The organism is Streptomyces sp. NPDC013455, from assembly GCF_040632975.1.
Taxonomy (GTDB): domain Bacteria; phylum Actinomycetota; class Actinomycetes; order Streptomycetales; family Streptomycetaceae; genus Streptomyces.
Map to the genome: position 1 here is coordinate 106,370 of NZ_JBEYCX010000008.1, position 22,189 is coordinate 128,558.

20 protein-coding genes and 3 tRNA genes are annotated in these 22,189 nt (G+C 73.7%); 11 read left to right on the forward strand and 12 right to left on the reverse strand.

The features are described 5' to 3' along the window. Nucleotides 1-106 precede the first annotated feature (106 nt). Entirely contained in the window at nucleotides 107-1,264 is a 1,158-nt protein-coding gene (locus ABZ576_RS15400) for an SUKH-4 family immunity protein (RefSeq protein WP_360740264.1), read from the forward strand. Nucleotides 1,265-1,380: 116 nt separating this feature from the next. Here ABZ576_RS15400 and ABZ576_RS15405 read toward each other — a convergent pair whose 3' ends face one another. The 4 genes from ABZ576_RS15405 to ABZ576_RS15420 all read right to left on the reverse strand — a co-directional run bounded on the left by ABZ576_RS15405 (nucleotide 1,381) and on the right by ABZ576_RS15420 (nucleotide 2,060). Next, a complete protein-coding gene (locus tag ABZ576_RS15405; RefSeq protein WP_360740267.1) occupies nucleotides 1,381-1,695 on the reverse strand; it encodes a hypothetical protein in 315 nt (104 codons plus the stop codon). A gap of 58 nt (nucleotides 1,696-1,753) precedes the next feature. Next, nucleotides 1,754-1,828 (reverse strand) — tRNA-Cys (locus ABZ576_RS15410). Between the two features lie 18 nt (nucleotides 1,829-1,846). After that, nucleotides 1,847-1,944: transfer RNA gene (locus tag ABZ576_RS15415), tRNA-OTHER, on the reverse strand. 18 nt (nucleotides 1,945-1,962) lie between these two features. Then, nucleotides 1,963-2,060 (reverse strand) — tRNA-OTHER (locus ABZ576_RS15420). A 206-nt stretch (nucleotides 2,061-2,266) separates the two neighbouring features. Here ABZ576_RS15420 and ABZ576_RS15425 point away from each other — a divergent pair. From ABZ576_RS15425 to dapE, 4 genes are all read left to right on the forward strand, one after another. After that, the gene (locus ABZ576_RS15425) at nucleotides 2,267-3,703 is read left to right on the forward strand and encodes an MFS transporter (protein WP_360740270.1); all 1,437 of its coding nucleotides are present in this window, start codon (nucleotides 2,267-2,269) and stop codon (nucleotides 3,701-3,703) included. A 179-nt stretch (nucleotides 3,704-3,882) separates the two neighbouring features. Beyond that, nucleotides 3,883-5,691 (forward strand): DEAD/DEAH box helicase, encoded by a 1,809-nt coding sequence (locus tag ABZ576_RS15430; protein WP_360740273.1) that lies wholly within the window; start codon nucleotides 3,883-3,885, stop codon nucleotides 5,689-5,691. Between the two features lie 375 nt (nucleotides 5,692-6,066). Next, entirely contained in the window at nucleotides 6,067-6,708 is a 642-nt protein-coding gene (locus ABZ576_RS15435; protein ID WP_360740276.1) for a helix-turn-helix domain-containing protein, read from the forward strand. A 226-nt stretch (nucleotides 6,709-6,934) separates the two neighbouring features. Then, the gene (gene dapE / locus ABZ576_RS15440; RefSeq protein WP_360740279.1) at nucleotides 6,935-8,026 is read left to right on the forward strand and encodes a succinyl-diaminopimelate desuccinylase; all 1,092 of its coding nucleotides are present in this window, start codon (nucleotides 6,935-6,937) and stop codon (nucleotides 8,024-8,026) included. Here dapE and ABZ576_RS15445 read toward each other — a convergent pair. Beyond that, nucleotides 7,971-9,194: a helix-turn-helix domain-containing protein gene (locus tag ABZ576_RS15445; RefSeq protein ID WP_360740282.1), complete on the reverse strand. Its 1,224-nt coding sequence runs from the start codon at nucleotides 9,192-9,194 to the stop codon at nucleotides 7,971-7,973. The genes dapE and ABZ576_RS15445 overlap by 56 nt on opposite strands. 100 nt (nucleotides 9,195-9,294) lie before the next feature. Here ABZ576_RS15445 and ABZ576_RS15450 point away from each other — a divergent pair, with 100 nt between their 5' ends. The 3 genes from ABZ576_RS15450 to ABZ576_RS15460 are packed head-to-tail and all read left to right on the forward strand — an operon-like array spanning nucleotide 9,295 to nucleotide 12,040. Continuing rightward, nucleotides 9,295-10,101 (forward strand): chorismate synthase, encoded by an 807-nt coding sequence (locus ABZ576_RS15450; RefSeq protein ID WP_360740285.1) that lies wholly within the window; start codon nucleotides 9,295-9,297, stop codon nucleotides 10,099-10,101. Further along, nucleotides 10,098-11,207: an o-succinylbenzoate synthase gene (menC, locus tag ABZ576_RS15455; RefSeq protein ID WP_360740287.1), complete on the forward strand. Its 1,110-nt coding sequence runs from the start codon at nucleotides 10,098-10,100 to the stop codon at nucleotides 11,205-11,207. The genes ABZ576_RS15450 and menC overlap by 4 nt, the downstream gene beginning before the upstream one ends. Before the next feature lie 41 nt (nucleotides 11,208-11,248). Continuing rightward, on the forward strand, nucleotides 11,249-12,040 hold the full coding sequence (locus tag ABZ576_RS15460) for a S16 family serine protease (RefSeq protein ID WP_360740291.1): 792 nt from the start codon (nucleotides 11,249-11,251) through the stop codon (nucleotides 12,038-12,040). Between the two features lie 55 nt (nucleotides 12,041-12,095). On the opposite strand, the gene ABZ576_RS15465 is transcribed toward ABZ576_RS15460, so the two are convergent. The 5 genes from ABZ576_RS15465 to ABZ576_RS15485 form a co-directional block, all read right to left on the reverse strand. Next, entirely contained in the window at nucleotides 12,096-12,980 is an 885-nt protein-coding gene (locus tag ABZ576_RS15465; protein WP_360740646.1) for a glycine betaine ABC transporter substrate-binding protein, read from the reverse strand. 143 nt (nucleotides 12,981-13,123) lie between these two features. Beyond that, complete coding sequence (locus ABZ576_RS15470) at nucleotides 13,124-13,870, reverse strand: ABC transporter permease (RefSeq protein WP_360740648.1); 747 nt, start codon at nucleotides 13,868-13,870, stop codon at nucleotides 13,124-13,126. A gap of 260 nt (nucleotides 13,871-14,130) precedes the next feature. After that, entirely contained in the window at nucleotides 14,131-15,378 is a 1,248-nt protein-coding gene (locus ABZ576_RS15475) for a betaine/proline/choline family ABC transporter ATP-binding protein (protein WP_360740294.1), read from the reverse strand. Then, nucleotides 15,371-16,018 (reverse strand): ABC transporter permease, encoded by a 648-nt coding sequence (locus ABZ576_RS15480; protein WP_360740297.1) that lies wholly within the window; start codon nucleotides 16,016-16,018, stop codon nucleotides 15,371-15,373. Before ABZ576_RS15480 ends, ABZ576_RS15475 begins: the two co-directional genes overlap by 8 nt. Before the next feature lie 22 nt (nucleotides 16,019-16,040). Next, nucleotides 16,041-16,520, reverse strand: coding sequence for an Lrp/AsnC family transcriptional regulator (locus tag ABZ576_RS15485; protein WP_360740650.1), 480 nt, complete (start codon nucleotides 16,518-16,520; stop codon nucleotides 16,041-16,043). A gap of 122 nt (nucleotides 16,521-16,642) precedes the next feature. Between ABZ576_RS15485 and hppD the strand changes: the two genes are divergently transcribed. Continuing rightward, complete coding sequence (hppD, locus tag ABZ576_RS15490; protein ID WP_360740300.1) at nucleotides 16,643-17,788, forward strand: 4-hydroxyphenylpyruvate dioxygenase; 1,146 nt, start codon at nucleotides 16,643-16,645, stop codon at nucleotides 17,786-17,788. A gap of 35 nt (nucleotides 17,789-17,823) precedes the next feature. Further along, nucleotides 17,824-18,681 (forward strand): Teichoic acid biosynthesis protein C (Precursor), encoded by an 858-nt coding sequence (locus ABZ576_RS15495; protein WP_360740303.1) that lies wholly within the window; start codon nucleotides 17,824-17,826, stop codon nucleotides 18,679-18,681. Between the two features lie 51 nt (nucleotides 18,682-18,732). Here the strand turns inward: ABZ576_RS15495 and ABZ576_RS15500 are convergent, their stop codons facing one another. After that, the gene (locus ABZ576_RS15500; protein WP_360740306.1) at nucleotides 18,733-20,202 is read right to left on the reverse strand and encodes a tetratricopeptide repeat protein; all 1,470 of its coding nucleotides are present in this window, start codon (nucleotides 20,200-20,202) and stop codon (nucleotides 18,733-18,735) included. A 92-nt stretch (nucleotides 20,203-20,294) separates the two neighbouring features. On the opposite strand from ABZ576_RS15500, the gene ABZ576_RS15505 reads away from it, so the two are divergent. Continuing rightward, nucleotides 20,295-21,701, forward strand: a complete 1,407-nt coding sequence (locus ABZ576_RS15505) for an FAD-linked oxidase C-terminal domain-containing protein (RefSeq protein ID WP_360740308.1) — start codon at nucleotides 20,295-20,297, stop codon at nucleotides 21,699-21,701. An 8-nt stretch (nucleotides 21,702-21,709) separates the two neighbouring features. On the opposite strand, the gene ABZ576_RS15510 is transcribed toward ABZ576_RS15505, so the two are convergent. Continuing rightward, a complete protein-coding gene (locus ABZ576_RS15510; protein WP_360740310.1) occupies nucleotides 21,710-22,123 on the reverse strand; it encodes an SsgA family sporulation/cell division regulator in 414 nt (137 codons plus the stop codon). Nucleotides 22,124-22,189: the final 66 nt, after the last annotated feature.

Here is a 22,189-nt window from a genome sequence, read left to right on the forward strand (position 1 = left end):
TTGTCAGTGGGGCGGCGTAAGGTGCCGAGCAGTGGGGGCACCTGCCCGGGGCCGCGCACGACGGTGTGCGCACGCCTGTCACGCACGGGGAGATCGCGGGGGAGCGATGAGCACGACCGACGCCGAACTTCCGGCGATCACGCTGACCGAGGCGGAGCTGGACCGCCATGTCACGCACGCGCCGACGCGCGGCCTGCTCACGGGCCCCGGCCTGCCCGCCCGGACCGACCTGCTGACCTTCTCCCCGCTGCGCAAGCACGGCCTGCGCACGCTGGCCGACGCCGCCGACGCCCCCTTCCGGCTGGCCGAGGAGCTGCGGGGCCGCCTGGTGATAGGCGAACTGCTCACCCCGGCCGGCATGGAGCGCGAGTCGATCCTGCTCGACGGCGCCACGGGCGAGATCACGACGGCCTATCTCTTCGCCCCGTCCGACCAGCGCCCCTTCGCCCCCTCCCTCGCCACGCTGCTGCGCTTCGCCGCGGTGACCGAGGAACTGGCGGGCCTGCGCGGCCGGTTCGCCTCCCTGGCGGGACACCACGGCCCGAAGACGGTCGCCGAGGCCACCCGCGGCCTCCTCGCGCTCTTCGAGGAGGGCACGCACGGCGAGGTCCCGCCGTACTGGAAGGCGGCGGCCGTGATCCGCCCCCTCGCCCTGGTCGCCGGGCCCGGTACGGCCTCGGAGCTCACCCTGGACGTCCCCGCCCGCGTCCTGGAACAGGAGTTCGGGCACGGCCGGGTGGCCCGGTTCGAGGAGGTGGACTTCCCGCGGACGCTCACCCACGAGCCGACGCGCCGCTTCCTGCGCGAGACGGGGCTGCCGGAGGAGGCGGTGTTCTTCCGCGCCGACACGGACGTCCCGCTGCCGACGCTCCGCGAGTACGTCACCGAGGAGGCCCCCGGCCGCCGGCACCTGGAACTCCCCGCCCACTGCGACCACTTGATCCGCCTCGGCCACCTCCTTGAGGACCACAGCCTGGTGGTCGACGGCAGAACGGGCACGGTGCTGACCTTCAGCGAACGGGACGCGACACTCCACGCCCTCAACACCGACGTCTCCACGCTCGCGTTCACCCTGTGGCTCATCCACCACGAGCGCACGATCGACACCCACCTGGCCCGCGAACTGGCGACCACCGCCTACGACCAGCTGGCCGCCGCCATGCTCCACACCCTGAACACGCTGGACCGAACCGGCACCCAGCCCGACACGACCTGGCACTACTGGACACAACTCCTCCAGGACGAGACACGCGGCGCGCTCTGACCCCCCGACCCGGTGCAATCCGGCTTCCCCTCACTCGGCGTGTCCGCACCGCCTTACCGTGGACCGTGACGACGCCCTGAAGAGTTGAGGCGAGCGGGCGGAAGGGAACGGCGCCTTCAGACTTCCCCGCCCGTCAGGGTGCCGATCACGTCGATGCCGCCCGCCTCGTGGAGGGAGGTGGGCAGCCCCAGCGTCCCGCACTGGTTCCCCGGGCTGCCGACGGGCAGGACGACACCGAGGCCGGCGGCGGTGCCACTGTGCCGCGTCGTGCCGCCGCCGGCGCGTGGGTCGCCGTGGTTGGTGCAGGCGTTGCCGAAGGCCGGATCACCGAAACCGATGACCGAGGTGGCGGCAGCGGGAGTCGCGGCGGCGAGGGCGCTGAAGGCCGAGACGAGCAGCGGCAGCCCGCAGGCGAGGTGAGTACGGTGCATGCACTGCCCAACGCACAACGCCACGGTCCGGACACGAGCCCGGCCCATGGCGCCGCGATGGAGGCCGTGGCGGGAATCGAACCCACGTAACTCGCTTTGCAGGCGAGCCCCTAAACCACTCGGGCACACGGCCGTGTTCTGTTGTCGTTCTCGGCCGTGGTGGGAGTCGGACCCACGTGGCTCCCCGCGAGCGGAGCTCGCTGTCGGGTGCAGTGCAGGCGAGCCCCTGAACCACTCGGGCACACGGCCGTGTTCTGTTGTCGTTTTCGGCCGTGGTGGGAGTCGGACCCACGTGACTCCCCGCGAGCGGAGCTCGCTGTCGGGTGCAGTGCAGGCGAGCCCCTGAACCACTCGGGCACACGGCCGTGTTCTGTTGTCGTTCTCGGCCGCGTCACGGCCGTGTTCGTGAGGAGAACGTACGGGGGTGGGCGGGCGGGGCTCAAGGGGTTGGGGTGGGGTGCAACGGGACTGCCATACGGCGTTCATGAAACGGGGGTGTAGGACCAAGGGTGGAGGGGAGGTCGGGCTACTGACAGGGGCCAAACGGGGTTGTGGGCCTTACTCTGGCGGCATGAGCGCCCTCGAGTCCCGTGACCCGGACGTCCTCGCCTCCACCGCCGCGCGGGACGACGGGGTGCTGAGCCGCGCATACCGGGCGCTCAGTGTCGGCATCGTGTCCGTCGTGGTGCTGATCGCCTTCGAGGCGACCGCCGTCGGCACCGCCATGCCCGTCGCCGCCCGGGAGCTGCACGGCGTGGCGCTGTACGCGTTCGCCTTCTCCGGATACTTCACGACCAGCCTCTTCGGGATGGTGCTCGCCGGGCAGTGGTCCGACCGCCGGGGCCCGCTCGGTGCGCTGACCACCGGCATCGGCGCCTTCGCCGCGGGGCTGGTCGTCGCCGGGACCGCGCGGGAGATGTGGGTGTTCATCCTCGGCCGGGCCGTGCAGGGGCTGGGCGGCGGGCTGGTCATCGTGGCGCTGTACGTCGTCGTCGGCCGCGCCTACCCCGAGCGGCTGCGGCCCGCGATCATGGCCTCCTTCGCCGCCGGCTGGGTCGTACCGTCCATCGTCGGCCCCCTCGCCTCCGGCGCCGTCACCGAGCACCTCGGCTGGCGCTGGGTCTTCCTCGGCATCCCGGCCCTCGTCGTCTTCCCGCTCGCCCTCGCCCTGCCGCAGATACGCCGGCGGGCGTCCGGGCCGGTGGACGCGGGAGCCGGATCCGCCGCCCTCGACCGGCGGCGGATCCGGCTCGCGCTCGGCATCTCCCTCGGCGCCGGACTCCTCCAGTACGCCGCCCAGGACCTGCGGCCCCTCGCGCTGCTGCCCGGACTGGCCGGTGCCGCGCTGCTCGTGCCCGCCGTGCTGGGCCTGCTGCCGCGCGGTACCTACCGGGCCGCCCGCGGCCTGCCCTCCGTCGTCCTGCTGCGCGGGCTGGCCGCCGGTTCCTTCATCGCCGCCGAGTCCTTCGTGCCGCTGATGCTGGTCACCGAGCGCGGATTGCCGCCGACGCTCGCCGGCTTCTCGCTGGCGGCCGGCGGCGGGACGTGGGCGCTGGGATCGTTCGTCCAGTCCCGGCCGCGGGTGACGCCGTACCGGGAGCGGCTGATGACCTTGGGGATGGTGCTGGTCGCCGTGGCGATCGTCACCGCGCCGAGCGTGCTCGTGCACTCCGTGCCCGTGTGGATCGTCGCCGTCGCCTGGGCGGTCGGCTGCTTCGGGATGGGGCTGGTGATCTCGTCCGGCAGCGTCCTGCTGCTGGAGCTGTCCGCCCCGGAGGAGGCCGGCGCCAACTCCGCCGCCCTCCAGATCTCCGACGCCCTCGCCAACGTGGTCCTCCTGGCCGCGACCGGCGCGGCTTTCGCCGCGCTGGGCGGCGGCAGCACCGCGCACGGCACGGCCACGGCGGCCGGCACCGGCCATCCCGCCGCCTTCGCCGCCGTCTTCCTGCCCATGGCGGCCGTGGCGCTGGCGGGGGCCTGGGTGACCCGCCGCCTGCCCCCACGGTGACCGGTCACCCCACGTGACCTGCCAAGCAGTGTGCGTGCAGGGGCAGCTGGGGCCGCTGTGACGTGGCTCCCACCCGCGGGCGACCCGGCCTCGTTCGCGCGTTGACGGCGCCGCGGCGCCGGTAGGGTGGCCCGGTTGTCATACGTAGCCGAGCCCCCGACCACTGATCCCCGGAGACCGTGACTACCACCGCCGCATCCTCCGCTTCCTCCACCCATTCCCACCACCTCTCGCCCGCTTTCCCGGGCCGGGCCCCGTGGGGCACCGCCAGCAAGCTGCGCGCCTGGCAGCAGGGGGCGATGGAGAAGTACATCCAGGAGCAGCCGCGTGATTTCCTCGCCGTCGCCACGCCCGGCGCCGGCAAGACGACCTTCGCCCTGACGCTGGCCTCCTGGCTGCTGCACCACCACGTGGTCCAGCAGGTGACCGTGGTCGCACCCACCGAGCACCTGAAGAAGCAGTGGGCGGAGGCCGCGGCCCGGATAGGGATCAAGCTCGACCCGGAGTACAGCGCGGGCCCGCTCGGCCGGGAGTACGACGGGGTCGCCGTGACGTACGCCGGTGTGGGTGTGCGCCCGATGCTGCACCGCAACCGGGTCGAGCAGCGCAAGACCCTCGTGATCCTGGACGAGATCCACCACGCCGGTGACTCCAAGTCCTGGGGCGAGGCGTGCCTGGAGGCGTTCGAGCCGGCCACCCGCCGGCTGGCGCTGACCGGTACGCCGTTCCGCTCCGACACCAACCCGATCCCCTTCGTGACGTACGAGGAGGACAACGCCGGGATCCGCCGCTCCGCCGCCGACTACACGTACGGCTACGGCTCCGCCCTGGCGGACGGGGTCGTCCGGCCGGTCATCTTCCTCTCCTACAGCGGCAACATGCGCTGGCGCACGAAGGCCGGAGACGAGGTCGCCGCCCGGCTCGGCGAGCCGATGACCAAGGACGCGGTCAGCCAGGCGTGGCGCACGGCGCTCGACCCGCGCGGCGACTGGATGCCGAGCGTGCTGCGCGCCGCCGACCAGCGGCTGACCGAGGTCCGCAAGGCCATCCCGGACGCGGGTGCGCTGGTCATCGCCTCCGACCAGGACTCCGCCCGCGCGTACGCCAAGCTCATCCGGGAGATCACCGGCACGAAGGCGACGCTCGTGCTCTCCGACGACGCCGGCGCCTCGAAGAAGATCGACGAGTTCAGCGCCAGTACCGAGCGGTGGATGGTCGCCGTGCGGATGGTGTCCGAGGGCGTCGACGTACCGCGGCTGGCGGTGGGCGTGTACGCCACGACCATCTCGACGCCGCTCTTCTTCGCGCAGGCCGTCGGGCGTTTCGTACGGTCCCGGCGGCGCGGCGAGACCGCGTCCGTGTTCCTGCCCACCGTGCCCGACCTGCTGACCTTCGCCAACGAGATGGAGAAGGAGCGGGACCACGCCCTGGACAAGCCCAAGAAGGAGGGCGAGGAGGACCCGTACGCCGAATCCGAGAAGGAGATGGAGGAGGCGAACAAGGAGCAGGACGAGGACACCGGCGAGCAGGACATGCTGCCCTTCGAGGCGCTGGAGTCCGACGCCGTGTTCGACCGGGTGCTGTACGACGGCGCCGAGTTCGGCATGCAGGCCCATCCCGGGAGCGAGGAGGAGCAGGACTACCTGGGCATCCCGGGGCTGCTGGAGCCCGAGCAGGTGCAGTTGCTGCTCCAGAAGCGGCAGGCACGGCAGATCGCGCACAGCCGGAAGAAGCCGGACACCGAGGCCGACCTGCTGGAGCTGCCGGCCGAGCGGCGGCCGGTGGTCACGCACAAGGAGCTGATGGAGCTGCGCAAGCAGCTGAACACCATGGTCAGCGCGTACGTGCACCAGAGCGGCAAGCCGCACGGCGTGATCCACACCGAGCTGCGTCGGGTGTGCGGGGGGCCGCCGAGCGCGGAGGCGACGGCGGGGCAGCTGCGGCAGCGGATCGCCAAGATGCAGGAGTGGGCCACGCGGATGAGGTGACGGGCCCGCCGCTCCGGCCGGCCCGGCCGCCGCGAAGGCTCCCGACACGGGTGTTCCGGCCCCCGACGGCCGGGCCGGAACCCCCCGCAGGGCCCCCTGTGGGGTGTGCGTATCCGGACGAATGCAGGCAGGCCGGATCTGGTCTTGCCCGGATTCTGGACGAAGACTTCCGCTCAGCGAACCGGCTTCGCTACTGTCCCGCTACGCAACGCCCCGTGGCAGCGCCGCCGCGGAGCGCAGCCGTGAAGCGACATGGCCCGGAGCCGCCGGACCTTCCTGCCGATCGGCGGCCTCTGAAGCGCGTCGCCGACGGGACTCGGCGACGCATCCGTCGCCCAGGGGTCCGCCGACCTCACCACCAAAGGAGTGGGCGTCGTGACCGCGGAGACCTCTCAGACGCTCGACCGGGGACTGCGCGTCCTCAAACTGCTCGCCGACACGGACCACGGGCTGACCGTCACCGAGTTGTCCACCAAACTGGGCGTGAACCGGACCGTGGTGTACCGGTTGCTCGCCACGCTGGAGCAGCACGCGCTCGTACGCCGTGACCTGGGCGGGCGAGCCCGGGTCGGCCTCGGGGTGCTGCGGCTGGGACGCCAGGTGCACCCGCTGGTCCGCGAGGCCGCGCTGCCCGCGCTGCGGTCGCTGGCCGAGGACATAGGCGCGACGGCACACCTGACGCTCGTGGACGGTTCCGAGGCGCTCGCCGTCGCGGTGGTGGAACCCACCTGGACCGACTACCACGTGGCCTACCGGGCCGGTTTCCGGCATCCGCTGGAACGCGGAGCGGCCGGCAAGGCCATCCTGGCCGCGCGGCAGTCGCCGTCCGCCGACCCCGGGTACACGCTCACGCACGGTGAGCTGGAGGCGGGCGCGAGCGGGGCCGCGGCGCCGCTGGTCGGGGTGACCGGGGTCGAGGGCAGCGTGGGTGTGGTGATGCTGGCGGACGCCGTGCCGGAGCGGGTCGGGGCGCGGGTGGTGGAGGCGGCCCGCGAGGTCGCCGAGGCCCTGCGCTGAGCGAACGGGCCCGCCGGCTCTCCGGCTCGCGGGGGTGCCCGTGCCGGCCGGCCTGCCGGCCCCCACCCTCCGGCCGGCCTGTCGACCCCGGCTCTTTGGCCGGGCGGCCAACCCCTGCCCCCCGTCTTTGGCCGGTCCGCACACCCGTTGGCGTTCCCCCGTCCGCATCATCGAGGACCCGCGTGCGCACACCGCGTCCGCCCGGACCCCGGGGGGAAGACCTCGTATGACCCGTCTCGATCTCACCGCCGACGTCGTCGGACTCACCCGTGCCCTCGTCGACCTGCCCTCCGAGAGCGGACGGGAGGCGGACATCGCGGACGCCGTCGAAGGGGCCCTGCGGGCACTGCCCCACCTCGCCGTCGAGCGCGTCGGCGACTGCGTCGTCGCCCGGACCGGGCTCGGGCGGTCCGGACGGGTACTGATCGCCGGCCACCTGGACACCGTGCCGGCCGCCGGGAACCTGCCCTCCCGGCTCGCCGACGGGCGGGTCCACGGGCTCGGCGCCTGTGACATGAAGGGCGGGCTCGCGGTCGCGCTGCGGCTCGCGGCCACCGTGCCGGAGCCCGCCCGCGACGTCACCTTCGTCTTCTACGAGTGCGAGGAGGTGGATGCGGAGCGGAACGGGCTCGGGCGGATCGCCGCCGCCCGGCCGGGACTGCTCCAAGACGCCGACCTCGCGATCCTCATGGAGCCCTCCGACGCCGGTGTCGAGGCCGGCTGCCAGGGCTTCCTCACCGCCGACATCGTGGTCAGGGGCGCCCGCGCGCACACCGCCCGCGCCTGGCGGGGCACCAACGCGGCACACAAGGCCGGGCGGGTGCTGCAGCGGCTCGACGCGCACGTCCCCGAGCGCGTCGTGATCGACGGCCTGGAGTACCGGGAGGGGCTGAGCGCCGTCGCCGTACGCGCCGGGGTGGCCGGCAACGTCGTACCCGACGAGTGTGTCGTGACCGTCAACGGCCGCTTCGCGCCCAGCCGTTCGCCCGCCGAGGCGGAGGCGTACGTGCGCGGGCTCTTCCCGGAGTACGAGGTGCGGATCACCGAGGTCGTCGGGGGCGCCCTGCCGCACCTCGACCGGGTCGGCGCCCTCGTCCGCGCGCTCGGCGCCGAGCCGCGGCCCAAGCTCGGGTGGACGGACGTCGCCCGGTTCGCCGCGCTCGGCGTGCCCGCGCTCAACTACGGCCCCGGAGACCCCTCGCTGGCGCACACGGCGGGGGAGTACGTCCCCGTGGACCACCTCCGGCGGTGCGAGAGCCGGCTCAGCGCGTGGCTGCGCGGATCCCGGCCAGCACCCGCAACTGGAGCCACAGTGTGAGCCGTTCGTCGGGGTCGTCCAGATCGATCCCGGCGTGCTCCCGGAGCTGTCTGAGGCGGTAGCGGCAGGTGTTGGGATGGACGGCGAGGAGTTTCGCCGCGCCCGCCATGTCGCAGCCCGCGTCGAACCAGCAGATCAGTGTGCGGGCGTATTCGGTGCCGTGCCCGGCGTCGTACGCCAGCACCCGCCGCCAGGCGCCCGCCCCCAGCTCACGGTGCTCGGCCATCACGTCGGCCAGCCGCAGCAGCGTCACCCGGGGCCGCACCTCCTCCACGGCGGCCACCGGCAGGTCCGCGTCCAGCACGCGCAGCACCAGGTCCGCGTCCGCCCGGGAGTCCGCCAACCCGGCCGGGCCCGGCACCACCTCGCCCAGCCCCGCCCGCACCGGCACCCGCAGCGCCTGCCCGGCCCGCGCCGCGATGTCCTCGGCGAGCCCGCGGTGCCGCTCCCCGGGGGCCGGCAGCACCGCGTACACCACCCCGTCGACCAGCACGCACGCCTGCCGGCCGTAGCGCACCTCGCACTGGAGGCGCACGACGTCCAGCAGCCGCAGCGCGGTGCGTTCGGCGTCCGGGACGCTCGCGGCGGAGTCCGGCACGAAGGCCGCCACCCGGGCCGGGCCGTCCACCCCCAGGCGGGCGGCCGCCGTCGCCGGTTCCGGCGCCGTGCCGTCCAGCAGCCGGCGCAGCAGGTCGCCGCCCCTGTGCCGGGCCAGCTCCCGCGCCGCACGGGCCCGCAGCAGCATCAGGGCGGCGGTGGAGGCGCCCTGGACGAGGGTGTCCTCGGCGTCCGGGGCGAGCGAGCCGCCGTCGATCACCCACACCGAGCCGAGGGTCTCGCCGCCGGCCCGCACCGGCATCGCCAGCCGGGGCAGGCCCGTACCGGTCAGCGCGGGCAGCCGCACCGGCCGGTCGGCGGCGAACAGCCGCCGGTACTGCTCGGTGTTCCCGGCGCTGGCCGGTACCTGCCGGCCGAGGATGCCCTGCCGGCGGTCCTCGTCCACGGGCTGGCCGGCGACCGTGGAGTAGGCGAGGATCCGCTGCTCCCGGTCCTCGATCGCGGTGGCCCCGCCGGCCGCCGTCGCGATCGCGTCGGCCAGCGCGAACAGGTCGCCGAGCCCGGTGTCGGCGGCGGCCTCCAGGAGGTCGCCGAGGGTGTTGGCGTCCACAGGGTCCTCGCTGCCGGTTGGCGGATGGGGCAACGAACGTACGCCCGTCTTGGCCGCCTGCACAACACGCGCCGGGCCGGCGGCGCCGAGACTCCTTCCCATGACAGCAGCAGTCACCGTCCGTACCGTCGACGACGTCGCCGGGCTCGCGGCCGTCGCCGACCACTTCAGCGACGTCTGGCAGACGCCCCGTACCGCCCCGCCCTACCCGGCCGAGGTCCTGCGCAGCCTGGTGCACGCCGGCGGCGCGGTGCACGCGGCCTTCGCCGGCCACCGGCTGGCCGGAGCCGCCGTGGCCGTCCTCGGCCCCGAGCGCAGCGCGTACTCGCTGGTGGCAGCCGCCGAGCGGGGTCTCGGGCAGGCCGTGAAACGGGCCCAGCGCGACTGGGCCGCCGAACTCGGCGCCACCTCCATGCGCTGGACCTTCGACCCGCTGGTCGCCCGCAACGCCCGCTTCAACCTGGTCAAGCTGGGTGCCGTCGGCACCGCGTACCTGGTCGACTTCTACGGCCCCATGGCCGACGGCGTGAACGACGGCGACGAGAGCGACCGGCTGACGGTGACCTGGGACCTGACGGCGACGGGGGAGCCGGACCCCGCGCCCGGCGGGGCGTATGGCGGGGCGTACGGCGGGGCGCCCGGCGGGGCGTACGGCGCCGGAGGGCGCGGATCCGTCGTCCGGACGGCTCCCGACGGCGGGCCGCTGCTGCGGCGCGGCGAGCGGCACGCGTGGTGCCGGGTCCCGGACGACGTGGTCGCGCTGCGGGCCGCCGATCCCGCGCTGGCGCTGCGCTGGCGGCACGCGCTGCGCGAGGTGTTCCTGGAGGCCTTCGCGGGAGGTTTCCGGGCCACCGGGATGTCCCGCGACGGCTGGTACACCCTCACCCGGACGGAGGGGGCCGCGTGAAGCTGGAGCGCGTGGAGATCGTGCACGTGGCGATCCCCCTGGTGACCCCGTTCCGCACGTCCTTCGGGACCATGACGGCGAAGGACACCTTCCTGCTGCGCGTCGTCACCGACCGCGCCGAGGGCTGGTCGGAGTTCGCCGCCGACCCCGAGCCGCTGTACTGCTCGGAGTTCGTGGCCGGCGCCGAGATCGTGCTGCGCGACTTCCTGCTGCCCCGGGTGGCCGCCCTGCCGCGGCTCGGCGCCGCCGCGCTGGCTCCCGCGATGGCGAAGATCAAGGGACACGAGCTGGCGAAGGCGGCCCTGGAGACGGCGGTCCTCGACGCCGAGCTGCGGTCCCACGGCATGTCGCTCGCCACCTACCTGGGCGCCGTGCGCGACCGGGTGCCCGCCGGGGTCTCCGTCGGGATCAAGGACTCGGTCCCCGAGCTGCTGGACGACGTGGCGCGTCACCTCGCCGAGGGCTACCTCCGCATCAAGCTGAAGATCGAGCCCGGCTGGGACGTCGAGCCGGTGCGCGCGGTCCGTGAGCGCTTCGGCGACGACCTCCCCCTCCAGGTGGACGCCAACACCGCCTACACCCTCGCCGATGCCGAGCACCTGCGGCGGCTGGACGCGTTCGGGCTGCTGCTGATCGAGGAGCCGCTGGAGGAGAACAACCTGCACGCCCACGCCCTGCTCCAGCGGCGCCTGGCCACCCCCGTCTGCCTGGACGAGTCCCTGCACCACGCCCGCGACACCGCCTCCGCGATCGCCATGGACGCCTGCCGGGTGGTGAACGTCAAACCCGCCCGGGTCGGCGGCTACCTGGAGGCGCGCCGGGTGCACGACGTCGCCCACGCGCACGGCGTGCCGGTGTGGTGCGGCGGCATGCTGGAGACCGGTATCGGCCGCGCGCCGAACCTGGCCCTGGCCGCGCTGCCCGGCTGCACGCTCCCCGGGGACACCTCGGCGTCCAGCCGCTACTTCGCGGAGGACATCACCGAGCCGTTCGTCCTCCAGGACGGCCACCTGCCGGTCCCGGACGGCCCCGGCATCGGCGTGACGCCCCTGCCGGAGGCCCTGCGCCGGTTCACCAGGCAACGGCGGGACCTCTACACCGGGTGAGGGCCGGGGGCCGGACGGAGCCGCCGGGTTAGATTGACCCCGTGCTCTCACGTCTCACACGCCCCCAGGCCCTCGCCGTCTGCGCACTGCCCGTCGCGGCCCTGCTCGCCACGGCGGCCCTCGCCCCGCTGCCCTTCTCGGTGGCGCAGCCCGGCACGACGGTGGACGTGCTCGGCGAGGACAGGGGCACGCCGGTGATCACCGTCACCGGCGCGGAGACCCGCAGGACCAGCGGGCAGCTGCGGATGACGACCATCGCCGCGACCGGCCCGGACGCCCGGGTGTCCCTCGGGGACGTGCTCGGCGACTGGTTCCGCACCGACCGGGCGGTCATGCCCCGCGACTCGGTCTACCCGAGCGGTGACACGGTGAAGGAGATCGAGAAGCACAACGTCGAGCAGATGCAGGAGTCCCAGGACGCGGCCGTCCAGGCGGCGCTGAAGTACCTGGACCTGAGCCCCCGCACGGTGAAGGTCGAGCTGGAGCTCGCCGACGTGGGAGGGCCGAGCGCGGGGCTGCTGTTCACCCTCGGGATCATCGACAAGCTCGACGGCGACGGCAGCGGCGGCGACCTCACCGGCGGCCGCACCGTCGCCGGCACGGGCACCATCGACGCCGCCGGCAAGATCGGCGCGGTCGGCGGGGTCGCGCTGAAGACACAGGCCGCGCGCCGGGACGGAGCCAGTGTCTTCCTCGTCCCCAAGGCGGAGTGCGCCGACGCCGAGGCGGAACTGCCCGAGGGACTGCGGCTGGTGCCGGTGACCGACCTGGACAGCGCGGTCGGCGCCCTGGTCGCCCTGGAGAAGGGCAAGGGGACGGTACCGAGCTGCTAGCCGGGGGCGGCCCCACCGCGGCGGCTCGGTACCGGGCCGCCGGCCGCGGGCGGGCCTACTTCCGTACGAACCCCTCCCGTTTCATCCAGTCCAGCGCCACCTGGTGCGGGTCCTCGCCATCGACGTCCACCCGCGCGTTGAGGGTCCGCGCCACCGTGTTGTCGAGCCTGCGGGTGACGGGAGCGATGACGGCCGCGATGGCCGGCCACTTCTCCAGCACCTTCGTGTTGACCACGGGCGTGGCGTTGTAGTCGGGGAAGAACTTCCTGTCGTCGTCCATCACCGCCAGGTCCATCGACGCGATGCGGCCGTCGGTGGTGAACACCTCGCCGTAGGCGCAGGCGCCCTTCGCCACCTGGGTGTAGATGATCCCGGTGTCCATCTGGGTGACGTCGCGGGCCGGCAGGCTCATGCCGTACGCCTGCTCCATGCCGGGCAGCCCGTCGGCCCGGTTGGCGAACTCGCCCTCCACGCACAGGGTGACCGCGCCCGGGTGCTTCCCGGCCAGCGCCGCCACCTCCGACAGGGTCCGGGTGCCGTACCGCCGGAACCGGGCCCGGTTCATGGCGAGGGCGTAGGTGTTGTTCAGCCGGGAGGGCGGCAGCCAGGTCAGCCCGTTGCGCAGGTCGGCGTCGCGCACGGCCCGCCACTGCCGCTCCGGGTCGGGGATCGGCGCGCTGTTGCCCAGATAGGTGATCCAGCCGGTGCCGGTGTACTCGAACTGGGCGTCCGCGTCCCCGCCTCGGACCGCCTCCCGGGACCCGATCGACCCCTGGATCCCGGTCCGGTCGACGACGTCGGCGCCGGCCGCCTGGAACGCGATGCCCATGATCGCGCCGAGGATCAGCTGCTCGGTGAACTCCTTGGAGGTGACGGTCAGCCGGGCGCCGGCGAGCGGCCGGTCCCGCCCGATCGAGCCTGGCCGCACGCCGTCGGCCATGGGCGAGCCGCTGGACAGCCCGCAGCCGGACGGCACCACGAGCAGCGCGGCCAGCAGCAGGCGGGTACGGCGGCTCGTGCGCGCGAACGGGGCGCGGCGGGCCGTCGTACGGCGTGCGGCCCCGGCCCGGTCCGCGGCACGTCTCATGCGCCCGCCTCCAGCCCCCGCGGCCGCAGCAGCACCTCCGCCAGCGAGGCCAGCCAGTCCACCAGCAGGGCCAGTGCCACGGTCAGCACCGAGCCGAGCACCAGCACCGGCATGCGCCGGGTGGTGATGCCCGTGGTGATCAGCGTGCCGAGGCCGCCGCCCCCGCCGAACACCGCCAGGGTGGCCGTACCGACGTCGAGGACCAGCGCGGTGCGGACGCCCGCGAGGATCAGCGGGACGGCGAGGGGGAGTTCGATCCGGGTCAGGACGCCGAGCGGCGACATGCCGATGCCCCGGGCCGCTTCCAGCAGGGTCGGGTCGTTGGCCCGGAGGCCGGCGATCGTGTTGGAGAGGACCGGCAGGACGGCGTAGACGATCATGCCGATCAGGGCCGCCTTCGTTCCGGTGCCCAGCCAGATGACGAGGAGGGCCAGCAGGCCGATCGCCGGGGTGGCCTGGCCTGCGTTGGCCAGCGCCATGGCCGCGGGGGAGGCCCTGCGGAACGCCCGCCGGGTCAGCAGGACGCCCAGCGGTACGGCGATGAGCAGCACGAAGAAGGTGGAGACCACCGTCAGGCGCACGTGCTGCCACAGTGCCTTGGAAACCTTGCCGCCCGACAGCGCGTTCGTGGCGATCGTGTCCAGGTCCGCCTGCCGGAACCACAGCCAGGTCGCGAGGAGGACGGCGATCAGGAACGCGGGCAGCACGGTCAGCCGCGGCCAGGACAGCTGCGGCCAGGACAGCCGGCGGCCCGGCGTGCGCGGGAGCGGCCGCGCCGCCTCGCGCCCGGCCGCACCGGCGTCGCGCCCGGCCGCACCGGCGTCGCGCCTGGCCGCACCGGCGTCGTGCCCGGCCGCACCGGCGTCGTGCCCGGCCGCACCGGCGTCGTGCCCGGCCGCACCGGCGTCGCGCCCGGCCGCACCGGCGTCGTGCCTGGCCCAGCCCGCGTCGCGGAGGCCCGGCCCCCGCACCTCGTTCCCGCCCTCCGGGCGCCGGGCGGTGCTCACGCCGTCGTCACCCCTCCGGGGTCCTCCTGGTCCGGACGCGTCTGCCGGGCGCGGGCCTCCACCAGGTCGTGCTCGGCCTCCATGGCCTCCAGCCGGTCGGCCTCCAGCAGCTCGTGCACGGAGTTCATCAGCGTCTCCATGTCGACCACGCCGAGGTACTCGCCGCGCCGCCCGGTCACCGCGACCCGGCCCGCGGCGTCGGTGAGCACGGCCTCCAGCGCGTCCCGGAGCGTGGCGTCCCGGCCCACCGTGTCGTGCACGGGCGTGCCCGCGCGGGCCAGCGAGCCGCGGGCCCGCACCAGGTCGCCGCGCCGCAGCCACTTGTGGGGCCGGCGGCGCCCGTCCAAGAGCAGGATCTCGCCGGTGCCGCTGCCGCGCAGGGAACCGAAGACCTGCGGGAGAGGGGTGTCCACGGTGACCGTCGGGTAGTCCCGCACCTCCACGTCCCGCACCCGGGTCAGGTTCAGCCGCTTCAGGGCCGCGCCGGCGCCGACGAACCCGGAGACGAAGTCGTCGGCGGGGTGGGTGAGGATCGCCTGCGGGGTGTCGAACTGGGCGATGCGCGAACGCTCGCGCAGCACCGCGATCCGGTCGCCCAGTCTGATCGCCTCGTCGAAGTCGTGGGTGACGAACACGATCGTCTTGTGCAGTTCGCGCTGGAGCCGGATCAGCTCGTCCTGGAGGTGGTCACGGGTGATCGGGTCGACCGCGCCGAACGGCTCGTCCATCAGCAGGACCGGCGGGTCGGCGGCGAGCGCCCGGGCCACGCCCACGCGCTGCTGCTGGCCGCCGGAGAGCTGGCGCGGATAGCGGCCGTGGAACTCGCCCGCATCCAGACCGACGAGGTCCAGCATCTCCTCGACCCGCTCCCTGATCCGCCCCTTGGGCCAGCCGGTCATCCTGGGCACCAGGGCGATGTTCTGGGCGACCGTCAGGTGCGGGAACAGCCCGGAGGACTGGATGGCGTACCCGACCTTGCGGCGCAGCTTCACCGGGTCGATGCCGGTGACGTCCTCGCCGTCGATGCGGATCCGCCCGCCGGTCGGCTCGATCAGCCGGTTGATCATCTTGAGCGTCGTGGACTTCCCGCAGCCGGACGGGCCGACGAAGACGACCGTCTCGCCCGCCCTGATCTCCATGCTCACGTCGTCCACCGCCGGCTGCGGATGGCCCGGGTACCGCTTGCTCAGGTTCTCCAGCTCGATCGTGGCCCCGTGCGAGGCGGCGGAGGTCGGCTCAGACACGGATCCCCCTGGGAATGGTCAGCCGCCCGATCAGCACGTACGCGGCGTCGAACAGCAGGGCGAGGACGATGATTCCGAGCGTGCCGGCGAGCACCTGGTTCAGCGCGTTCCTGCTGCCCAGCGAGGCGAGCCCGCGGAAGATCTCGTTGCCGAGGCCGGGACCGGAGGCGTAGGCGGCGATCGCGGCGATGCCCGTCAGCATCTGGGTGGAGACCCGGATGCCGGTCAGGATCGGCGGCCAGGCCAGCGGCAGCTCCACGCGCAGCAGCCGCATCGGCCCCGACATGCCGATGCCGCGCGCCGCGTCCACCAGCGCCGGGTCCACCCCGCGCAGGCCCACGATCGCGTTGCGCACGATCGGCAGCAGCCCGTACAGCGTCAGCGCGATCACCGTGGGCGGCACGCCCAGGCCGACGACCGGGACGAGCAGACCGATCATGGCGAGCGAGGGCACGGTGAGCAGGGTGGAGGTGGCGGTGGTGGCGAGGTCGCCCGCCCACTGCGAGCGGTAGGCGGCGACGCCGACGAGCACGCCGAGGAGGGTCGCCAGGACCATGCACTGCAAGACCGCGGCGGCGTGCTGGCCCGCGTCCGTGAGCAGCTGATGGTGCCGGCTGCCCAGGTACTCCCAGAAGTCCACCCGCGCTCACCCCCGGCTCGGCCTAGGTTCCTCCGCTGTCCCGGGCGGCCTGTTCCACCAGCGGGATGACCCGCAGCGGAACGGGGTTCTCCATGACGATCGCCGTGGAGGCCCGGACGATGCCATCAAAACCGACGACCCGGTCGATCACCCGTTGGAGATCGGCGTTCGAGCGGGCCACCAGACGGCACAGCATGTCCCCGCTGCCCGTGGTGGTCAGCAGCTCCAGCACCTCCGGCACGGTCGCCAAGTGCGCCCGGACATCGGGGCCTTGGCCCTGCCGGATCTGGAGCGTGGCGAACGCGGTCACCGGGTAGCCGAGGGCCGCCGGGTCCACCTGCGGACCAAAACCGCGGATGACTCCGTTCGACTGAAGCCGGTCGAGCCGCGCCTGCACGGTCCCCCGGGCCACGCCCAGCCGCCGGGACATCTCCAGCACCCCGATGCGCGGCTGCTCGGCCAGCAGCACGATGATGCGCCCGTCCAGATGATCGATCGCCACGGCACCCCCTGAGATGGTCATCCTGTACAGAAAGGCCGCCCAGACGGCCATATCACCTGGCAGATTGCACAGCGGAAAAGGAAACTATTGCGCACCTTGCAGAGCGGGGCCACCCTTCCGCTATGACGCAGACCACACACCACACTCCCGACACCGCACGGCAGGCCGACCCCTTCCCGGTCAAGGGAATGGACGCGGTCGTCTTCGCCGTGGGCAACGCCAAGCAGGCGGCGCACTACTACTCCACCGCCTTCGGCATGAAGCTGGTCGCCTACCGCGGACCGGAGAACGGCAGCCGCGAGACCGCCAGCTACGTGCTGGAGAACGGCTCCGCCCGCTTCGTCCTCACCTCGGTGATCAAGCCGAGCAGCCCCTGGGGCGAGTTCCTCGCCCAGCACGTGGCCGAGCACGGCGACGGCGTCATCGACCTGGCCATCGAGGTCCCGGACGCCCGCCGCGCCTACGCCTACGCCGTCGAGCACGGCGCGCGCGGCGTCACCGAGCCGCACGAGGTGAAGGACGAGCACGGCACCGTCGTCCTCGCCGCGATCGCCACCTACGGCGAGACCCGCCACACCCTGGTCGAGCGCACCGGTTACGACGGCCCCTACCTGCCCGGCTACGTCACCGCCAAGCCGCTCGTCGAGCCGCCGGCCCAGCGGACCTTCCAGGCCGTCGACCACTGCGTCGGCAACGTGGAACTCGGCAGGATGAACGAGTGGGTCGGGTTCTACAACAAGGTCATGGGCTTCACGAACATGAAGGAGTTCGTGGGCGACGACATCGCCACCGAGTACAGCGCGCTGATGTCGAAGGTGGTCGCGGACGGCACCCTCAAGGTCAAGTTCCCGATCAACGAGCCGGCCATCGCCAAGAAGAAGTCCCAGATCGACGAGTACCTGGAGTTCTACGGCGGCGCGGGCGTCCAGCACATCGCCCTGAACACCAACGACATCGTGCAGACGGTCCGCACCATGCGGGCGGCCGGCGTCGAGTTCCTCGACACCCCCGACTCGTACTACGACACCCTCGGCGAGTGGGTCGGCGACACCCGCGTGCCCATCGAGACCCTGCGCGAGCTGAAGATCCTTGCCGACCGCGACGAGGACGGCTACCTGCTCCAGATCTTCACCAAGCCGGTCCAGGACCGGCCGACCGTGTTCTTCGAACTCATCGAGCGGCACGGTTCGATGGGCTTCGGCAAGGGCAACTTCAAGGCACTGTTCGAGGCGATCGAACGCGAGCAGGCCAAGCGGGGCAACCTGTAGCCGACGGGTCCCCCGCCGGACGACCAGGGGGGACCGTGGAACAGCGCATCGACCTCGCCGCACCCGCGGCCCGCTGGCTGCGGCAGCTGAACACGCTGCGCGAACCCACGGTCCTCCAGTCCTTCGCCTTCGACGAGGTCCACCACCACCTCTACGTCCTCCAGCTCACCCCGGGCGGCCGGGACGCCGGCGACCTGTGCCTGAACCGCCTGGACCACACGGGCAGACGCCTGGGCCACATGTACCTCAGGGGCTTCGGGCACGGCGTGAGCATGGGCGTCCAGCACGACACCGACGGCACGGTCTGGATCTGGACCGAGGCGGACGCCCTGGACGGCCACGGCCGGGGCGTCACGCGCTTCCGGTTCGCCTCCGGCAGGACGCGCACGACGAAGGACGTCAAGGTCCGCCGTCCCATCGAGGGCTCCCGCAACAACCAGCCCACGGTCTGCCCGGCCACCGGCCGCATCGCGGTCCGCCACCGGCTGCGCGGCGTCCCGCGCTACCGCGTCTGGGACCTGGCCGCCTTCACCGCCCGCGACTACGCCTCCCCGCTCGCCGACTTCCCCCAGACCGGCGCCCACCCCGATCCCGGCGCCCCCTTCCAGGGCTTCGCCCTGCACGGCGACCACCTCTACCAGCTCGCGGGCAACGCCTACGACGCCCGCACCAACCCGCCCGCCGGCCACGGCAACACCTACCTGTCCTGCCTGGACGTGCGCACCGGCGAACTGCTGGAGCGCCGCCGCACGGAGGCGGCCCACTCCCTCGACCACCGCGAACCGGAGGGCCTCGCGGTGCGGAGCACGGGCACCCCGCGCCTGTACCTGGGGTTCGCGTCCGGGCAGGAGGGAGCGCGCAGGTTCTCGATCTACTACAAGCCCGGGGGCTGAGGGCACGCGGCCGACCGGGCCGCGGGCCCGGCACGATCGGTGAGACAGCCCCTAGGGAGCCTCCGCGGGCAGCGGCTCGTCCGGCACGTCCCCGAGGGAGGCCAGCGCGCCGCGGGCCTCGGCGGCCCCGAGCGGCGAGAAGTACGGATTGATCCGCAGCGCCTCCTGCAGATGCCGGCGCGCGGGCCCGTACCGCTCCAGCTCCGCCTCGATCACCCCCCGGTGGAACGCGTACAGCGCGCTGCGCACCCCGCCGCCCTTGGCCTTGTCCGTCGCGGCGGTCGCGTAGGCCAGCGCCTCCTCGTCCTCGCCGGCCCGGTGCAGCGCCCAGCCCAGCGCGTCGGCCACCTCGATCCCCGGCTGCCGCGCCCACTCCTGCCGGAGCCGCTCCACGCCGTCCCACGGATCCCCGTGGTCCGCCTCGAACCGACCGATCACCAGCGCTTCGTCGACCCCGCCGGCCACCGCCTGCCGCACCGCCGCCCTCAGCCGCTCGTACTGCTCCTCGGCGAGCCCGGTCCGCCCCAGCGACTCGTACAGCTCACCCAGTTCCAGCAGGCCGGCCGGGTCCGGCTGCCGGGCGAGCGCGGCCCGGTACCCGGCCAGCGCCTCGGACGTACGCCCCTGCGCGACCAGTGTGCGCGCCCGCCCGACCGAAGCCGCCCGCTGGTCGGGATCGAGCCGCAGCGCGGCCTCGAAGTGGCGCAGCGCGTCCGGCAGGTCCCCGCGCTCCCAGGCCAGCTGGCCGAGGCCGGCCAGCCAGGCGGCCTGCTCGGCGGGGGTGCGGGCGGCGGCGGCCGCGTCGGTCAGCTGGGCCACCGCGTCCTCGCGCCAGCCCCGGTCCCGGTACACCGCCGCGGCCCGCGCCATCACCGCCGGCCGCGCCTCCGCGCCGGTGCGCAGCTCCAGCAGCTTGTCGAGGGTGGCGCGGGCCTTGGTGTAGTCACCGAGCCCGGTGTAGGCGTCGATCAGCGGCGGATACGCCGTCCACCGCTTCGGCGCGGCCCGCAGCGCCTGCTCGCCGTACTGCTTCGCCGCCGGGAAGTCCCGGCGCGCCAGCGCCAGTGCGGCCAGGCCGTCCAACGCCTCGGTGTTGCCCGAGCCGCGCACCTCCAGCGAGGTCCGCAGCGCACGCTCCGCCCGCGGGAAGTCCGCCGCATCGCCCGCCCGGTGCCCCCGCTGCACGAAGGCGGACCCCAGCACCGCCCACGCCCGGGCGTCCCGCGGCCGCTCCCGCACCCGCGCCTCCTGCCGTGCGATGAGCGCCGTCAGACCGGGCAGCGCGGCCGGCACCCCGTAGGTCACCGTCGTCAGCGCCCGCGTCCCGGCGGCCGCCTGCGGACCCGGGGCGGGCGGCCGGACCACGCGCTGCCGGTGCTCCCCCGGCAGCAGCGTCAGCGCGGTGCCCGCGACGACCCCGCCCGCCAGCACGGCGACCAGCACCCGGCGCAGCACCCGCCGGCGGCGGCGCGGCGGCCCGGCCGGCAGGGACGTACCCGGCACGCACAGTCGGTTGTCCATGGCGCTCACTGTGCGTCAATACGACGAGCACATCCGGGTGGCCCAAGGGCGGCGCGGGCGGGGTTCACACCGATGGCCGCGAGTGCCACGCTGTGATCATGAGCCGTATCGAAGCACCGCGCGACGAACTCACGGGCAACCTCACCGACCGGCTCCTGGCCGGCCTGCCGCCCGAGGCCGTCCTCACCGACCCCGACGTCATGGCCTCCTACGCGCACGACATGGCGAGCTTCTGCCCCGCCGGCAGCCCGGCCGTCGTGGTGCTGCCGCGCACCGTCGAGCAGGTCCAGCACGTCATGCGCACCGCCACCGCACTGCGCGTCCCGGTCGTCCCGCAGGGCGCCCGCACCGGCCTGTCCGGCGGTGCCAACGCCACCGACGGCTGCGTCGTGCTGTCCCTCACCAAGATGGACCGCATCCTGGAGATCAGCCCCGTCGACCGGATCGCCGTGGTCGAACCGGGCGTGGTCAACGCGGCCCTCTCCCGCGCGGTAGGGGAACACGGCCTGTACTACCCGCCGGACCCCTCCAGCTGGGAGACGTGCACGATCGGCGGCAACATCGGCACCGCCTCCGGCGGCCTGTGCTGCGTCAAGTACGGCGTGACCGCCGAGTACGTGCTCGGCCTGGACGTCGTCCTCGCCGACGGGCGGCTCCTGTCCACCGGCCGCCGCACCGCCAAGGGCGTCGCGGGCTACGACCTCACCCGCCTCTTCGTCGGCTCCGAGGGCTCGCTCGGCATCGTGGTCCGGGCGGTGCTGGCGCTGAAGCCCGAGCCGCCGCAGCAGCTGGCGCTGGCCGCCGAGTTCGCCTCCGCGGCCGCCGCCTGCGACGCCGTCTGCCGCATCATGGCGGCGGGGCACGTGCCCTCCCTCCTCGAACTGATGGACCGTACGACCGTCAAGGCGGTCAACGACCTCGCCCGCATGGGTCTGCCCGAGACCACCGAGGCCCTGCTGCTGGCCGCCTTCGACACCCCGGACCCCGCCGCCGACCTCGCCGCCGTCGCGGCCCTGTGCGAGGCGGCCGGCGCCACACAGGTCGTCCCGGCCGAGGACGCCGCCGAGTCCGAACTCCTCCTCCAGGCCCGGCGGCTCTCGCTGCCCGCGCTGGAGGCGGCGAAGGGCACGACGATGATCGACGACGTGTGCGTGCCGCGCTCGCGGCTCGGCGCGATGATCGAGGGCACCGAGCGCATCGCCGAGAAGTACGGCCTGACGATCGGGGTCTGCGCCCACGCCGGCGACGGCAACACCCATCCCGTCGTCTGCTTCGACGCGCAGGACCCCGACGAGTCCCGCCGGGCCCGCGACTCCTTCGACGAGATCATGGCCCTCGGCCTGGCGCTGGGCGGCACCATCACCGGCGAACACGGCGTGGGCGTGCTCAAGAAGGAGTGGCTGGCCCGCGAGCTGGGCCCGGTCGCCGTGGAGATGCAGCGGGCGGTGAAGCAGGTCTTCGACCCGCTGGGCATCCTCAATCCCGGCAAGGTGTTCTGAGGCCGCCCTCACCGGGCGAGCAACTGGTCGAGCGCGTCGTCGATGCCCAGCTGCCCGCCCTCGGTCCCCGGCGGCACCGCGCGCAGTGTCCGCTCCAGCCAGGCCGACACCTGCGGGGCCGGTGCCTCCAGCAGGGCGTCGCCGTCCGGTGAACTCAGCGCCACCAGCACGACGCTGCGCCCGTCCGCCTTCGTCGGCCACACCCGCACGTCCCCGTGTCCGCACGGCCGGAACACCCCCTCCACCAGCAGGTCGCGGGCGAACGTCCAGTCGACGGGGTGCTCGGAGTTGATGTGGAAGGCGATGTGCACGGCGTAGGGGTCGTCGCAGCGGTAGCTGAGCCGGGCCGGGACCGGGACGCTGCGCTCCGGCGACAGGATGAGCTTCACTTCCAGCTCCCGTTCCACCACGATGTGTTGCATGACCTGCGTCTCCTCTCGGTTCGGGGCCGCTCGGAGCGGGCCCGTACCAGGGGAGAGGGGGCGGGG